The sequence below is a fragment of the Pseudoalteromonas sp. CST2 genome, assembly GCF_028599385.1.
In the GTDB taxonomy this organism is placed as follows: domain Bacteria; phylum Pseudomonadota; class Gammaproteobacteria; order Enterobacterales; family Alteromonadaceae; genus Pseudoalteromonas; species Pseudoalteromonas atlantica.
Genome location: NZ_JAQREO010000014.1, coordinates 50,621 through 66,866, shown reverse-complemented (window position 1 = coordinate 66,866; position 16,246 = coordinate 50,621). Strand labels below are relative to the sequence as shown.

Annotated in this window: 10 protein-coding genes and 1 riboswitch; of the genes, 7 read left to right on the top strand and 3 right to left on the bottom strand. The window is 42.2% G+C overall.

All coding sequences use genetic code 11. The features are described 5' to 3' along the window. Entirely contained in the window at positions 1 to 789 is a 789-nt protein-coding gene (locus tag PSH41_RS16090; protein ID WP_273589494.1) for a PhzF family phenazine biosynthesis protein, read from the top strand. Between the two features lie 42 nt (positions 790 to 831). On the opposite strand, the gene PSH41_RS16085 is transcribed toward PSH41_RS16090, so the two are convergent. Then, positions 832 to 3,342, bottom strand: coding sequence for a zinc-dependent metalloprotease (locus tag PSH41_RS16085; protein WP_273589493.1), 2,511 nt, complete (start codon positions 3,340 to 3,342; stop codon positions 832 to 834). Positions 3,343 to 3,632: 290 nt separating this feature from the next. Between PSH41_RS16085 and PSH41_RS16080 the strand changes: the two genes are divergently transcribed. The 5 genes from PSH41_RS16080 to PSH41_RS16060 all read left to right on the top strand — a co-directional run bounded on the left by PSH41_RS16080 (position 3,633) and on the right by PSH41_RS16060 (position 11,521). After that, positions 3,633 to 4,817: an efflux RND transporter periplasmic adaptor subunit gene (locus PSH41_RS16080; protein ID WP_138611253.1), complete on the top strand. Its 1,185-nt coding sequence runs from the start codon at positions 3,633 to 3,635 to the stop codon at positions 4,815 to 4,817. An 11-nt stretch (positions 4,818 to 4,828) separates the two neighbouring features. Then, the gene (locus PSH41_RS16075) at positions 4,829 to 7,969 is read left to right on the top strand and encodes an efflux RND transporter permease subunit (protein WP_064385951.1); all 3,141 of its coding nucleotides are present in this window, start codon (positions 4,829 to 4,831) and stop codon (positions 7,967 to 7,969) included. Positions 7,970 to 8,080: 111 nt separating this feature from the next. After that, positions 8,081 to 8,163: riboswitch (cyclic di-GMP riboswitch) on the top strand. A gap of 95 nt (positions 8,164 to 8,258) precedes the next feature. Beyond that, the gene (locus tag PSH41_RS16070) at positions 8,259 to 8,825 is read left to right on the top strand and encodes a hypothetical protein (RefSeq protein WP_029772913.1); all 567 of its coding nucleotides are present in this window, start codon (positions 8,259 to 8,261) and stop codon (positions 8,823 to 8,825) included. Between the two features lie 119 nt (positions 8,826 to 8,944). Further along, entirely contained in the window at positions 8,945 to 11,062 is a 2,118-nt protein-coding gene (locus tag PSH41_RS16065; protein WP_443197755.1) for a S9 family peptidase, read from the top strand. Between the two features lie 60 nt (positions 11,063 to 11,122). Further along, on the top strand, positions 11,123 to 11,521 hold the full coding sequence (locus PSH41_RS16060) for a hypothetical protein (protein ID WP_273589491.1): 399 nt from the start codon (positions 11,123 to 11,125) through the stop codon (positions 11,519 to 11,521). A gap of 17 nt (positions 11,522 to 11,538) precedes the next feature. On the opposite strand, the gene PSH41_RS16055 is transcribed toward PSH41_RS16060, so the two are convergent. Next, positions 11,539 to 12,294, bottom strand: a complete 756-nt coding sequence (locus tag PSH41_RS16055; RefSeq protein ID WP_024033980.1) for a LytR/AlgR family response regulator transcription factor — start codon at positions 12,292 to 12,294, stop codon at positions 11,539 to 11,541. A gap of 241 nt (positions 12,295 to 12,535) precedes the next feature. Here PSH41_RS16055 and PSH41_RS16050 point away from each other — a divergent pair, with 241 nt between their 5' ends. Continuing rightward, positions 12,536 to 15,478, top strand: coding sequence for a TonB-dependent receptor domain-containing protein (locus PSH41_RS16050; RefSeq protein ID WP_064385953.1), 2,943 nt, complete (start codon positions 12,536 to 12,538; stop codon positions 15,476 to 15,478). Between the two features lie 282 nt (positions 15,479 to 15,760). Here the strand turns inward: PSH41_RS16050 and PSH41_RS16045 are convergent, their stop codons facing one another. Beyond that, positions 15,761 to 16,234: a Dps family protein gene (locus PSH41_RS16045; RefSeq protein ID WP_004585992.1), complete on the bottom strand. Its 474-nt coding sequence runs from the start codon at positions 16,232 to 16,234 to the stop codon at positions 15,761 to 15,763. Positions 16,235 to 16,246 lie beyond the last annotated feature (12 nt).

Sequence of the window (16,246 nt, the reverse complement as noted above, 5' to 3'; positions counted from 1 at the left end):
ATGCAACTCACCATCCATCAAATTGATGCGTTTACCAGCGAGTTATTCAAAGGCAATTACGCGGCTGTGATCCCGCTTGAGTCATGGCTTAGTGATGAGTTAATGCTTAATATTGGCGCTGAAAATAATGTTTCTGAATCTGCGTTTACTTGCCCTCAGGCAGATGGCAGTTTTGCAATACGTTGGTTTTCGCCATTAATGGAAATAGATTTTTGCGGCCACGCTACGCTCGCTGCTGCGTATGTTTTATGCGAGCAGCACAACCTCAGCCAAGTGCGCTTTAACGCCGCGGCTGTAGGGGAGCTTATTGTTAATAAAAATAGCGATGGTAGTTTTGCTATGACCTTTCCTAAACAAGCGCCAGATGAAGTGCAAACTATACCCGATGCGTTGTTGAAAGGGTTGTCTATACAACCTATTAAGGTGCTTAAAAACCGCCAAGCATATTTTGCTATATACGAAAATGCTCAACAAATTCATGATTTAACCACTGAGTCTGATTTGTTAAAAACCTTATATCCACTTGATGTGGTCGCCACAGCGAGTTCTGCTGAGTACGATATTGTGTCTCGCTATTTTTGGCCAGCAAGTGGCGGCGAAGAAGATTTTGTTACGGGCTCTATTCACACCGGCCTTGCCCCTTACTGGGCGCAGCAATTAGGTAAAAATAAATTAAACGCGTATCAGGCTTCAAGCCGAGGTGGTTTTATACAATGCGAAGTAGGCGAAAATACAGTGACCTTAACCGGTAACGCAGTGCGGTATTTAAAAGGCACAATTTATTTATAAATAAACAGGCCACGTATTACGTGGCCTGTTTGATTTAGTTAATTAAGCTTCTAACGCTTTAGCAATTAAGTGATCAATATACTTTTTATGCGCTTTAGTTGCTGTATCGGCTCCCCATCCTACGCTGGTATCAGCTATTTGCGTTAGCTGATAGAGCGCGGCTGTTTTTGCCAAATTGTCGTGTTTACTGGCTTTGCCTAGGCCTGCAATAGCAATAAGCTGATTTACATACTCAATTTGTAGATTGCGGCTAATAGACGTGCTCTCTTTGCTATCAACAAAAATACTGGCAGTTAGGTCGTCCATAAATTGCGTTAGGCTATATTCGTTACCGTACAGCGCGGTGTCTGAAATACGCAGCATAACAGCAGGGTGCAGCAATTGCGCAAGTACTGTTTTTTGCATGCCTAAAATCATTTTGTGCGCTTTAGGGTCTTCATTTTTACCATAATGGCTAAAGCCGCGACGCTGTTGCTGTAAATAGTTATACAGTGGTTGCATGCTAGTGAGTACATCTGGCGCAAATACATATTTAGCAAGTATGTTCATTGCTTGTGTTTGGCGCTCAAGCGGTACTGTGGTAAAGGGTTTATCAGCATGCTGGTCGCCCACAACTGCGCGTTCAACATATACACCACCTATTTGGCGAGAAACAATGCCCGCTTGCGAGCGGTATTGACCAAATAAACTATTAGCTGAGGTTACCAGCTGTTGGTAAGACTCACCTTTTACTGTGGCTTTCTCTTTTAGCTCAGTAAATAACTTATTAATTAGCGCCATACGGTCGGCGCCATAGGCTGCAGGGTTTGATGAAAGGTCGCCTATCATTACCCGTGGGTCTATATGGCGACCCGGTGCGCGCATGTCGTCGGCATCGTTACCAAAGGCAAGCGCATGCTCGCTAGAGCGCGCTAATATTGTATTTAGGCGTGCGCGCTCTGCGGCTTCATCTTCAAGGGCTGTGCTGTAACCATAGTTTATAGCCCAATCGTCATAAGGGCCTGGTTTGGTTTGAAAAATATCGCCTTGCTGTACACCAATGGGGGCTATGTTGGCAGGCGCATAATCCATCACTGAGCCTGTAACTATGCCTTGGGTTTTGGTTTTATCATGAACCTCTTTTTCATCCCACAAAATAGACGATTTCATATTGTGGTTTAAGCCTAGTGTATGGCCTACTTCATGAAGAATTAACTGAGTTAAACCTTGGCGAATCATTTCATTGTCATCAATCGAGGCACCTGTTGCTAAGCCTTTAGCAAGTAATAGGTTTTGTTGAATTTCATGGCCTAGTGAGCAATTTAAATCGCCACTTGTGTGCAGGTTTTCGCCGTGGCTCATTGTGCCTTGTGTGTAAAGCGTGTCGTAAATCCAGCGGTTTTTCATAAACACAAACTCAAGCATAATGTCTGAGCCAAGTATTTCACCTGTTAGCGGGTTGGTCAGAGCCGGCCCGTAGCCACCAAATGGTGGTTTAGGTGATGATGTCCAACGTAATACGTTGTAGTTAATATCACCAGCATCCCAGGTTGCGTCATCGGGTTGTACTTTAACTTCTAGTGCGTTTTTAAAACCGGCTTTTTCAAAAGCGCTATTCCAGGTAAGTACGGCATCGCGTATTGTGTTGCGCCACTCTACTGGGGTGGTATTTTCTATCCACCAGGTAATTGGCTTTACTGGCTCAGAAAGCTCAGCACTAGGGTTTTTCTTTTGTAGGTCCCAGCGTTTAATAACATCTTCATACGGTGCCCAATCGGTCGAGGTCATTAGATCAAATTGATTGGTGAAATAGCCTATGCGCGCGTCATCTTTACGTGGTTTATAGTCATTTTTTGGTAATGCAACAAAAGAGTGCTGCACCTTTACAGAGACATTGCGCGGGTCGCTTACTGCGCTTGTACCACGCACGGTGGGGCTGGCATTACTAAATACGTAATCTACAACCACATCTAAGTTATTTGGGTAAGGACGCTGCTTAACAATACGCGACTTTTTGCTGTTTAATTTACCCACTTTAAAGCGTTTTTTAGCTTTTTTATCGGCTGGATTTGGCGTTGGCGATACCTTGTGTAGCGCCTCACTTAAAAATAACTTGTTGACCTTAAAGGCTATTTTTCCTTGCTCTTCTTTTTCTATTTTAATGCTGGCTAAAACGGCTTCGCTAATATTGGCATTGCTTGCTTTGGCAATGGCACTGTTTTGATCAAATTTATAGCGAGGGGTTTTGCTAACTATATCTATGCGGTCAAAGTATTTTCTAAACTCAATAAGCTTGGTTTCTCTATAGGCACCGCGATAATGCCCAGCATCAGTGACACCGTCCACTGTATGAGCAAAGTATACAAAAGGGGTGTTAAGCTGCGATTCGGTGATCACCATTAAGTGCTCACCGGTTTTTGGGTCTTGGTATAAATTAAAAATACCTGAAAATTCGGTTTGTCCTTCGACCATTTCGCTTAGGGTTTGTGGTTTTTTGTCTTCTTTTTTATCGCTAGCCAGTGCGTGGCCGCTAAGCGCTACACTAAGTGTTAGCGCAAGGGTTGTTAATTTCATTGTAATAATCTTTTTCGCTGTTATTTATTTAATGTGACTGTACGTAAATTAAAATTTGTTCGCACATCTTCTCGATGAAATAATAGCCTAAACCTGTAATTTGTTGATTTTAAATAGTAAAAGTTTGTAACAAAATATAATAAATGCGATGAATAGCAGATGTTTGTTAACGGGTACACAGCTATATTTAGTTCCCAATTTGATTTGTAACAGTTGCTTACAAATGTCAGGTTAATGTTTTATTGCGCTCTGTTATTATAGTGTTAGTAGAAATATGAGGTAATTAGGATATGCAATCAAATTCACTAAGATGGGTGTTCCCATTTGTAGCATTAGCCATTGGTGTAGTGGGCTTTATGGGAATAAACGCTATTGCACAAGAAGATCAAAGTAACACAGCAGTAGATACACGCCCCACCGTGCAAGTTGAGCCTGTAGAAGCTAATAATCATCAAGTAATAATAAACAGCTATGGCGAAATAAAACCATTAGAAAATACGCAGTTGGCGGCGCAGGTGTCGGGCGAAGTAATTAGCTGGCACCCTAACTTTGTAGCGGGTGGCGTGGTTTCTCGTGGCGATACACTTATTAGCATTGAAAAAGACAACTACGAAGCAGCCGTATTGGTAGCCGAAGCCGATTTAGCGCGTGCCAAAGCGGCCTTAATTGAAGAGCAAGCGCAGGCAAAAGTAGCCGAAGACGAAGCAAAGCGTTTTCCGAGTAAGGCACGTACCGACTTGTTTTTACGTAAACCGCAGGTGCTAAGCGCCCAAGCAGCGGTTAAATCGGCGCAAGCCGCATTAAAAAGAGCACAACGCGATTTAGAAAACTGCGATATAAAAGCACCTTACGATGCGCTTGTTATAAGCCGCAATGTGGGGGTAGGCCAGTTTGTGGCTATGGGCGCACAAGTGGCCGATTTAAATAATATAGAAACAGCAGAGGTTATTATTCCTATTGCTGGTTTTGATAGCGTATTTTTACCGGAGCGAATTAAGGGCATTAAGGCCACTATTATTCAAAAAGGTTTAAACAGTTTTACACGTGAAGGCGTGATTGACCGCGACCTAGGTATTGTAGATAACGCGACGCGCATGAGCAGCTTAGTGGTACGTATTGAAGACCCATACGGCTTAAAAACACAGCAACCGGCTATTAAATTTGGCAGCTACGTGCAGGTTAATTTTGCAGGCGCCATGCTTAATAATATTTACCGTTTGCCGCAATCATTAGTTAATAACCAAACGGTGTGGATAGTTAACGAAAACCAAGAGCTTGAACCGCGCAAAGTAACCGTAGTGAGAGAAGAAGGCGAGTACTTTTATATTAGCAGCGGACTTAACGCCGATGATAAGTTGGTTACCACGTTACCTGAGTACCCACAAAAAGGCATGCAGGTTAAAGTGGCTGGCATGGGCGAGCCAAGTAACGCTAATACAAACACCGAAAGTAGCGCTGATGCGCAACAGTTGTAAGGTGTAAATTAATGAGCGAATCAATTGAAAAAAAACAAACAGGGTTAATAGCTTATTTTGCTAAAAACTCTGTTGCAGCCAACCTAATGATGGTTTTTATCATCATCATGGGGATTATTAGCTACTTAACCATTCAGCGCCAAATGTTTCCTAATGTAGAAATTAACTACATTAATGTTGAGGCAAATTACCCCGGTGCCTCACCACAAGAAATTGAAGAAAGCATTCTTATAAAAATTGAAGAATCACTAAAGGATGTGACCGAAATTAAAAAGGGCGTGTACCGCGCCTTTAGAAATGGCGGTAGAGCAAGCCTTGAAATTAACACCGATGCAGAGCTTACCGATGTACTTGATAAGGTAAAGCTGCGTGTTGATGGTATTGCAACCTTTCCTGCGGGTATGGAACCGGTCACCATAAGTCAGATTGAGTTTAGGCAAGATGTTATAGGGATGACCTTAGTTGCCGATTTGCCGCTGACAGAACTCAAACCAATTGCCAATCAAATTGAAGATGAGCTATTACAGCTATCAAACGTGTCGTTGGTAGAAAACGATGTGCCGCTTGATGAAATTGCCATTGAAATCGACCCAGACACTTTGCGCCAATACAACTTAACCCTAAGCGATGTAATGACCGCTGTGCGTAATTACTCTGCTAATTTTTCGGCGGGGCAACTAACAACAGATGCGGGGATTATTTCTGTTCGGGTTGAAAACCAGTATTACTCTGGCGATGAGTTTAGACAAATTCCGGTAAAAATAGGCGAATACGGCGCTAAAGTATTGTTGCAAGACATCGCTGTTATTAAAGACCAATTTACCGAAGGCGAGCGCTACTTTAAATTTAATGGCGAAAACGCGGTGTATATGTCTGTAAAGGCAACGCAAGATCAAAACATGATCCCCGTTGCCGATTCGGTTAAAGCATTTATTGAGCAAAAAAATACCCAGCTGCCACCGGGCGTTAGGTTAGAGCCTTTAATGGACATGACGTACTACCTAAATGCGCGCCTTGATATGATGAAAGCTAACTTGTTTCAAGGGGCAATATTAGTCGCTATTATGCTTTCGTTATTCTTGCGCTTTAAATTAGCGCTTTGGGTAATGATTGGCTTACCAGTGTGCTTTTTAGGCGCCATGATGCTAATGCCTTTATTTGGTATAAGCATTAATATTATTTCGTTGTTTGCTTTTATTATGGTGCTCGGGATTGTGGTAGATGACGCCATAGTAATAGGAGAGGCCGCCTATACTGAGGTTGAAAAAAGCGGAGGTGGAGTTGAAAACGTCGTCCGTGGTGCTAACCGTGTAGCAACCCCTGCTACATTTGGCGTACTAACAACCATTGCGGTGTTTGCCCCGTTTACACTTTCAAGCGGGCCAGAAAGCGCCTTCTTTTACGGTATTGCCGTAGTAGTTATGCTGTGTTTAGTATTTAGCTTAGTTGAATCAAAACTTATTTTACCGGCGCACATTGCCCACACGCACTTTTCACCTATTAAAAAAGGGGGCTGGCGCGATAGGTTTAATACCCGCTTTTTTGGCTTTGTAAATGGCCCTTATAAGCGTTTTATATCGCGTTGTGTAGATTGGCGTTGGACAGTATTGTTTGGCTTTATTGCTATGTTTTTTATCAGCATTGCGCTGATCACATCAAATAAAGTACGCACTGTACCTACTCCTAAAGTGCCGCATGATTTTCCGCAAATTCAAATAGAAATGAATGACAATGTGTCTGATTTACAAACTATTGCAGCTATTCGTGAAGTAGAAGCCATGGTGTTAAGAGTTGATGAAGAAACAGAGCGTGAATTTGGCCAAAAAATAATTCGTGATGTACTGGTATTTAACCAAGGCAGAACGGAGTCTCAGTTACTTGCGCCGTTGGTTGATGAAGATTTACGCCCTTATAACGCGTTTGAACTTTCGCGCCGCTGGCGAGAAGCTATGCCAACCATTGCCGGTATTAAATCACTCACTATTGAAGATGATGTTGGCGGCGGTGGCGGCACCGGCGAAGGCGAATTTGGTTATTTACTGTTTGGCTCTGATATAGAAACGCTTAATGCGGCAGGCCGTCGTTTTATTCAGCTATTACAGCAACAAAAAGGCTTGTTTGATATAAGCTCGACCATTGACCCTGCTAGCAAAGAAGTGCAAATGAGCTTAAAACCTGTAGCTTACGATTTAGGGCTCGACCTTGCTAACATTGCAAATCAAGTAGGCGCTAGTTTTTATGGTGGCGAAGCACAGCGTGTAATACGTAACGGCGAAGAAGTAAGAGTAATGGTACGTTACCCTAAACTGACTCGCGAAGCGTTTTCATCGCTAAAACACACTGTAGTTACTACACCGCAAGGGCGTGAAGTACTTTTAGGTGATGTGGTTGAATTAACCGAAACGCCGGGTATTAGCTATATTCGCCGTGAGGGCGGTTATCGTACTGTTTATGTGTACGGCAGTATTGATGAAGAAGCTATAGAGCCTGGCGAAGTGGTTTCGCAAGTAAAAGAAAACTTACTGCCGCAACTTAAAGAAGAATACCCAAGTGTAAAATCAGAGCTAGGTGGCGCAATAGAAGAGCAACAAGCGCAAGCTAATGAGCAGCTGCTGTTTTTTGTAGGCGGCATGATTTTAGTTTATATATTGCTTGCTGTACCACTTAAAAGTTATGCCCAGCCGCTTATTGTTATGTCGGTTATTCCGTTTAGTTTAACGGGGGCTATTTGGGGACACTTTTGGTTTGATTTAGACATTAGCTTAATGTCGGGCTTTGGTTTAATAGCCGCGGCTGGCGTTGTAATAAACGACTCGCTGGTAATGACCGACTACGTAAACCAAGTACGCCGAGAGGGTGTAAGCGTTAAAAACGCGGTAATAGAAGCCGGTTGTGCACGCTTTAGGGCAATATTATTAACCTCTATTACAACCTTTGCAGGGGTTCTGCCCATAATGTTTGAAACCAGTTTACAAGCTAAATTTGTAATCCCTATGGCAGTAGCGCTAGGCTTTGCGGTAATGTTTGCAACACTAATCACCCTTATATTGGTGCCGTGCTTGTACATTATTTTAGGCGATATTGGCGGCGTGTTTAAAATGGCTTTTCGAAAAGTATTTAGGCGAAAAGCCCCTATAAACCAAACCTCTTAAACTATTAAAAGCCAACTTTAACAAGTTGGCTTTTTAGTTATTTAGGGTTATATAAAAATCTCGGTTACATTCTTTTGTTTGAATAAGCTTTGCGCACGTTTTATAATCACTTTTTTCTGTTGGCAAATTAGTCGAAAGGCTAAGACGCAAAGTTTCCGGTCTAAGGTGTAAACTACGATAGCGGGGCTGCTGCATAATTTTTATACGGTATTGCTTGCCCTCAGTGTCGTTTTTGTGTATCCATATGATATGGATAAAATTTTGTGACTCTTAAGGTGTTACTGTGTTTATGCATACGTCGTTGGCCTGTGGAAAATGGTCAACTATAGGTTGTTTAAACCATCATACTCAATTGTTCATTGGGGATGTGGTTAGTGTAACCTTTTCAGACATGCAAGGAGTGCTTGTTGATTTATCGTTTGATTATAAAATTACCTCTTTAGAACAAGGTGAGCCTCATGCTTGGCCACGCTTAGTTGCTGAGTATATAAACGTGCATGTGCCCCTGGTAAGTGCAGGTAGAATGACCAAGCAAGGGTTGGTTGTTGGCTATCGAGATAACGAAATATTTGCCCTAGAAAGTAGCGGTATTAATAAGGCAAAGGTTGATTTTCATTGCATTGCAAAGTGCGATACCCCCGCTAAGTGCACCAACCAAGCATATGATTTTGTATACCCTAATGGGGGCGAACAATACAATGCGGGGACTCGCGTACTGCAGCCTAAAACAGGTTATATATACCAATGTAAGGCATGGCCATTTAGCCAATTTTGCAGAACCAATAATGATAAAGACCCAAGCTTTGAACCTGGTATCGGAAAAAGCTGGGCAATGGCCTGGACTAAGGTCTCTTAACGCTTTTAAAATAAAAACTATCTTCCCATGGGTGTAATGACAAGAATAAAATTGCAGTAATTTTAAAATTTGGACTTATACCTCAAGCCCACTCTCTATGAGTGGGCTTTTTTATTTTTATGATAAACTGCCTGCATTGTTATTTTTTATACGGTTTTGTTGTGTCTTTAAGTGAATTTTCTTCTCAATCATTAGCTCGTTTTCCTGTTGCTAAAAAGCAACCTCATCAATTAACTATGCACAATAAAATGCGCACCGATAACTACTACTGGATGCGCGATGATGAGCGCGAAAACCCAGAAATACTCGCCCATTTAGCGGCCGAAAATACATACTGCGATGAGCAACTAGCCGCAATAAAACCACTTCAAAGCAGTATTTTTGAAGAACTAAAAGGGCGCATCGTAAAAGATGACAACACGGTGCCGGTTAAAGATGGCAAGTACTGGTATCACTCAGAGGTACGTGGTGACGATGAGTATTCGCGTCATTACAGAAGCACAAGTATTAACACCGATAACAAGCAGTTACTACTTGATGTAAATGCTTTAGCTCAAAGCCATGAATTTTACGAACTAGGTGAAGTCGCGCTAAGCCCATGCGAGCAATTAATGGCATACAGCGAAGATACCGAAGGGCGCAGAATTTACAGCGTACATTTTAAAAACCTGCAAACAGGTGAAATGCTCAGCGATGTTTTAGAAAACACTGAAGGGCAAGTTGTTTGGGCTAACGACAATAAAACCGTATTTTACGTTAAAAAAGACTTACAAACGTTACTGGGTTTTCAGGTGTTTAGGCATGAACTAGGCACAGCGCAAAGCCAAGATGTTATGGTGTACGAAGAGCACGATAAAAGCTTTTTTATGGGCTTGGGTAAAAGCCGTGACGAGAGCCTTATTATTATTGATTTGGCCACCACCGAAACAAACGATACCTGGGTGCTTGATGCCAATAACCCGCAAGGTCAATTTAACGCATTACTACCGCGCGAAGAAGGGCATGAGTTTGATATAGATAAACACGGCGATACTTTTTACATAGTAACCAACTGGCAAGCTAAAAATTTCAGACTGATGACGGCAACAAGCGAAACGATTGCAGATAAAACGCAGTGGCAAGAGCACACCGCGCACCGTGAGCATGTGTTGCTTGAAGGCGTAGAGATATTTGACGATTTTTTAGTATTAACTGAGCGCGAGCAAGGTCAAGCTCGCTTTGTTGTTATTAACCAAGCTCAAGAGCGCATGGCGCTTGAATTTAGCGACCCATGTTACTATGCCGCTGTGGCGATGAACCCCGAGCCACAGGCGCGTTCGGTACGTATTTATTATTCAAGTCTAACCACGCCAGGAACGTTGTACGATGTTGATTTAGCCACGGGCAAAAAAACATTGTTAAAACAGCAGCAAGTACTGGGCGGGTTTGATAGTGCACTTTATGCCTCTGAGCGCTTATTCGTGACAGCACGTGATGGCGTGCAAGTACCTGTTTCGTTAGTTTATAGAAAAGACACCTTTACCAAAGATGGCACTAACCCACTGTTTCAATATGGCTATGGTGCATATGGTTACACGATAGATCCGAGCTTTTCGAGTACCTCATTGAGTTTGCTAGATCGCGGTTTTGTGTATGCGATTGCACATGTTAGAGGCTCCGAAATGCTAGGACGCCATTGGTACGAGCAAGGTAAAAAAGAGCATAAACAAAATAGCTTTAGCGACTTTATTGATATTACAAAGGCTCTTGTAGAGCAAGGCTACGGTGATAAAAACAAAGTATTTGCCTCTGGCGGCAGTGCAGGTGGTTTGTTAATGGGCGCTGTATTAAACCAAGCGCCAGATCTTTACTTAGGTGTAGGGTGTCATGTGCCATTTTTAGATGTGTTAACCACCATGCTAGATGAAAGTATTCCACTTACCACTAACGAGTATGATGAATGGGGCAACCCAAACGATGAACACTTTTATGATGTAATAGCCGCGTACTCACCGTACGATAATATTAGCGCCCAAGACTACCCGCATATTTTAGTCACCACAGGCCTGCACGACTCTCAAGTACAATATTGGGAGCCTATGAAGTGGGTAGCAAAAATGCGAGAACTCAAAACCGATAACAATATACTGGTATTTAAAACCGACATGGATGCAGGGCATGGCGGCGCATCTGGGCGTTTTAAAAGCCTTGAAGAAAAAGCCCTCGAAATGGCCTTTTTTATCGCGCTTATAAATTAACTGCAAAATACGCAAAATGTATTAAGCTTTAATGAAGCACTGATATATAAAAGGTTATTTATGTTTGGAGCACATGGAGAGTTTTATATTTGCTCTCAGCCACCCACCATGTATTTAAAGCTAATGGGTAGTTTTAATAATGAAGGAATTACTTTACTAACGAATGGCGTGGTGAACGAACTAAGTATGCACCCCAAAGGCGCGGTAAAGTGTGTTGTGGTTAATTTAGAAGAATTTGAGTTAATAACTGTAGATAGCATGGACTCGTTAGAGGCGTACTTTGCCAGCGTAAAAGAGCGTGGCTACGAACGCGTAGATTACTTATATGCAAACATTATTGCTAAAAATATGTTCGAGAAGGTCTGGAACAACAGCGATATTGAAGTTAACTTTTATAAAGACTCAGAAAGTTACCTACATCAACACCCAGACGATGAATACATTAAAACCTACTGGTAAATAGTCATTATAAGCCCCTATGCTACGGGGCTTATAATGCTCTCTAGGCAGTTTTTGTACCTTCTTGATAAATTTAACGAGATATTGTTTTTAAGCTTCACTTTATAGTCGCCGCTGTCTGTTGGCATAAGCTCTTTTATGGCATGTTTTCTAACTAGCGTGGAGCGGTGAATACGTATAAAACCTTCAGGCTCTAGCTGTTGCTCAATGTTTTTCATGGTTTCACGGTGTAAAACGGGGGCGCTGTTACCATTAAAGTGCAGCTCTACATAATTACCCGCACCGTTAATCCATACAATATCGTTAATATCTATTAAACGTACCTTACCTACATCTTTAACAACAATATGTGCAGCAATAGGTTGCTCGTTTTCAGATGCGGCTTTAAACAAGCGCTCGGCTTGTGTGGCTAATGGGCATAAATGAATAAGCTTATCGAAGCATTTTTCAAGCCTTGAAGCGGTTGCATCGACGGTTAAAAAATCGACTGCGCCGACTTCAAACGCAAAATTAGCAAATTCAGCCGACCTAGCAATCACCACCACTTTCATTGTTTTAGCCAATTCAGTTAGGTGCACTATTTGAGTAGGATCATTTAAATTAGATAATTCGTAAAAAAGCACATTAAAACGAGAGGTATCTATTTGATCTAAACGCTGCTCGGGCAGTTGTGTTTGCGAATCAAAGTGACGGTGAGCTTGCACCTGCTGAGTTAAGAATGTTGCAAATTTGCTCGTGCTAACTCTAATTAGTGCATGAAAGTAAGTAATCATAAAAAAATCCATCTCTAGAGTGTGTAGTTATAAAGACCGTGTATTTAATAAAAAATGTTAAAAAAATTTAATCTAATTTATAACAATCTGGGATAAGTACCTTCATCCCATATATCTTGCTGTTTGTACCTGACTAAATGCCTATTAAATAATGCGCATAGTGTCTTAAAATTATTCCACTTAATGTTGAAATGTTTGTAACCAACCAGTTACAAAAATAACATTTCAGGGACATTATAGTATGAAAAAAATAAATAACTTAGATAGTCGTACATTTAAAAAATCTTCATTGTCTTTAGCACTTAGTGCGACAGTGCTTGCTGGCTTTTCTTTTCAAGGTTTAGCCGCAGAAGAAGACGAACTAGAAAAAATAGAACGCGTGCAAGTAACGGGTTCTCGTATTCGTTCAGCCGAGGCGATGTCATCTGCACCTATACAGGTTGTAAGTGGCGAGGCAATTGATGCATCGGGTTCTTTAAACATCCAAAACCTACTGCTAGAAAACCCAGCATTTGGCTCTCCAGCTATTAGCCGTACTAACTCTAACTTTTCGACGGCAAGCGCGGGTGTAGCTACTGTTGATTTGCGTAACTTAGGTTCAAACCGTACTTTAGTACTTGTGAATGGGCGCCGTTATGTATCGGGTGTACCTGGTAGCTCGGCAGTTGATTTAAATACCATTCCTAGTCAATTCATTGAGCGCGTGGAAATTATGACCGGTGGCGCATCATCAGTATATGGTTCTGATGCGGTTGCAGGTGTAGTTAACTTTGTACTAAAAGATGACTTTGAAGGCGTAGAATTTGAAGGCCAATACGGCGAATCAAGCGAAGGTGATGATGAATCTCGCCAGTTTTCTTTTACCTCGGGTTTAACTACGGGTGATGGCAAAGGTCAAGCCATGTTCCACTTAGGCTACTCAGACCAAGGAGCTGTGTTTTCACGCGATCGTGAGCGCTCTGCAGTAGACCAATTTTCAGGTATTTATTTTGAAGACGATCCGGCGGCAAATCCGGGTTCTATTTTTGAAGCCGTTAATCCGTTTTTCTCATCATTTCCGCCACAAGGGCGTTTTGATGCAGGCGATACACGCTTTACTTACGATCCAAACAACAACTTACAAGACTCGTTTAGCACCAATGGCGGTGACGGTATAGATGCCAACGGCTTTAACCGAAGCGGCGTACGTACCATTGCTATACCAACAGAGCGCTACTTATTTGCCTCAAATGGTAGTTACGAGCTAACAGATAAACACAGCTTCTTTTTTGAAGGGACGTACGCATCTAGTACCACTATTTCAGAGTTAGAGCCTTTTCCGTTTGCCTCAGATGACATTTATGCCAATGGCCGCGTGCCAATTGAGTTTGACGTAAATGGCGAAATGCTCAGAAATGCCTTTGTGCCAGATGATATCTACAATGCAGCAACAGACACCGACGGTGATGGTGCTAGAGATATCTTTTTTGCAAAACGTTTAAGTGATGTAGGTAACCGTGGTGCCCGTGCAGAGCGTGATACATTCCGCTTAGCTGTGGGCTTTCAGGGTGAGATTAACGACAGCTGGTTTTACGATACCTACTATGTGTACGGTAAAACGAAAGAGTCGCAAGTCTCTGGTGGCTTAGTAAATGTACAAAGCTTTCGCCAAGGTTTAGAGGCGGTAATTGATAGCCAAGATTTAGATGCGGATGGCATTACCGATGAAGCGATTTGTATTGATGCAACAGCGCGTGGTTTTAATTGTGCGCCAGTAAACATTTACGGATTTAATTCACTATCGCAAGGTGCAATTGATTTTGTTAGTGCGCCAAGTACGCTTTCTACGTCGGTAGAGCAAGAAATTATTGGCGGTAATGTCTCAGGTGATTTATTTGAGCTGCCTGCGGGTATGGTAGGTATTGCGGCTGGTTTTGAATACCGCGAAGAGTTTTCTCGTAGTGAATTTGATGCCCTACAGCAAGCGGGCTTAAATGCCGGTAATGCAATTCCTGCAACCGAAGGTTCTTTTGATGTAACTGAATACTATGTTGAGGCTAACATTCCTGTGCTGGATGCGGTAACAATGAACGCTGCAGTCCGTTTATCTGACTACTCAACAGTGGGTAATACAGAAAGCTGGAACGTAGGTGTTGATTGGGAAGTGATGGATAGCTTACGCCTTCGTGCTACCCGCGCCCGCTCTACACGTGCGCCTAATATTGATGAGTTATTTTCACCGCCTTCGCAAACCTTCCCAAGTGGTTTAAATGATCCATGTATAGGTGTTACAAACAGTGGCGGTGGCGCTGTAGGTGATGCGTGTCGTGCCGATGCGGGTGTTGCAAATAATATTGCATCAAACGGTGAGTTTACCCTTAACCAGTCTGATTTACAGGGTATTAGTGGTTTTAACCGTGGTAACCCAGACTTAAAAGAAGAAGTGGGCGACTCTGTGACTGTGGGTGTGGTATTTACCCCAGAGGAGCTAATTTCGGGCCTTGACGTTACCCTTGATTACTTTGATATAGAAATCACAGATGCGATTGTATCTACACCGCGCCAATTTATTTTAGACCAATGTTATGGCGGTGGTGACGATAGCTTCTGTAGCTTTATAACTCGTCGTAGCGGCCCTTCTGGTAATAATAGCGCAGGGTCACTTGAGTTTATTGACAGTGGTGTATCAAATAGTGGTGGTTTAGGAACTGAAGGTGTTGATTTAACACTAACCTACTCTGCCGACATTGGCCCAGGCGCATTTAGAACTCGCCTCGCATACACTTACTTGATTGACGGTTACACTATTCCGTTACCGGGTGCGGATAAAGATGAGTTTGCAGGTGAAATTGGCGCATCTGAGCACAAAGCTAACTGGAACTTAGGCTATAAGCTTGATGACTTTGATTTTAACTGGAGCATGACCTACATAGGGGCTGCTGACTTTGATGATCAATTCTTAAGTGGCTTTGGTATTCCAGCTGGCGGCGTGGGTATTGGCTCAGTAACCTACCACGATGTACAAGCAAGCTATCATATAAGTGACGCGGTAGAGCTATACGCCGGCGCTAACAATTTATTTGATAAAGAGCCTCCACGTATACTTTCAGGTGTAAGTGGCTCAAGCACAGGTACTGAAACCGACGCAGGTACGTATGACCCAATCGGGCAAACCTTCTATATTGGTTTTAGAAGTAAATTTTAAGCAGTTAATACTGCACAATTGTCGTTTTTCCAGCTTCACTTAATTAAGGAACTGGTATTAATAAAAGCCCCAGCCGTTGCTGGGGCTTTTTAATGCAAGCGCGAAAAGGGTGGGCTGGTTTGCTTTAAAATTATTTATGCTCCGCTTAAACCAAAAACAACGCCACTGGTAACAGTGGCGTTGTTTAGTCAATAGGGGGCGCTAATATAGTATCCGAATCGCAAAGAAATTTACGATTCTCCCTATTTGTAGCCCTCCCCTTTTGAGGGCTTATTTTTTAGCTTAGTCTAAGTACGCTTTTAACATCCATACTAGTTTTTCTTGCTCTGAAATATAATCACCCATTAATGACGCTGTACCTTCATCATCTGCATCACCTGCTTGAGTAAGTACTTCACGTTGCATTTTAATTAGTGTGCTGTAGCCAGCTAATAGGTTTTCTACGGCTGCCGTACCATCGCTAATGTTTTTAGCTTCTTTAATTTCACTTACTTCTAAGTAATCAGAAAACGCATGTAGTGGCGCGCCATCTAACGTTAAAATACGTTCAGCAATTTCATCTACTTTTTCAAGCAGAAGATTGTAAATCTCTTCAAATTTAATGTGTAATTCAAAAAAGTTACGGCCTTTAATATTCCAATGAAAACCGCGCGCATTCATGTATTGAATTTGGTAGCTGCTCAATAATGTATTGAGTGACTTAACAATGTCTTCGCTTTTTGCGCTGTTTAAACCAATTGCATTTACCTGTGACATACCTTGCTCCTT

Coding starts and splice junctions, on each gene's coding strand:
- PSH41_RS16090 (WP_273589494.1), top strand. CDS start 1: ATGCAACTCACCATCCATCAAATTGATGCGTTTACCAGCGAGTTATTC.
- PSH41_RS16085 (WP_273589493.1), bottom strand. CDS start 3,342: ATGAAATTAACAACCCTTGCGCTAACACTTAGTGTAGCGCTTAGCGGC.
- PSH41_RS16080 (WP_138611253.1), top strand. CDS start 3,633: ATGCAATCAAATTCACTAAGATGGGTGTTCCCATTTGTAGCATTAGCC.
- PSH41_RS16075 (WP_064385951.1), top strand. CDS start 4,829: ATGAGCGAATCAATTGAAAAAAAACAAACAGGGTTAATAGCTTATTTT.
- PSH41_RS16070 (WP_029772913.1), top strand. CDS start 8,259: ATGCATACGTCGTTGGCCTGTGGAAAATGGTCAACTATAGGTTGTTTA.
- PSH41_RS16065 (WP_443197755.1), top strand. CDS start 8,945: ATGATAAACTGCCTGCATTGTTATTTTTTATACGGTTTTGTTGTGTCT.
- PSH41_RS16060 (WP_273589491.1), top strand. CDS start 11,123: ATGTTTGGAGCACATGGAGAGTTTTATATTTGCTCTCAGCCACCCACC.
- PSH41_RS16055 (WP_024033980.1), bottom strand. CDS start 12,294: ATGATTACTTACTTTCATGCACTAATTAGAGTTAGCACGAGCAAATTT.
- PSH41_RS16050 (WP_064385953.1), top strand. CDS start 12,536: ATGAAAAAAATAAATAACTTAGATAGTCGTACATTTAAAAAATCTTCA.
- PSH41_RS16045 (WP_004585992.1), bottom strand. CDS start 16,234: ATGTCACAGGTAAATGCAATTGGTTTAAACAGCGCAAAAAGCGAAGAC.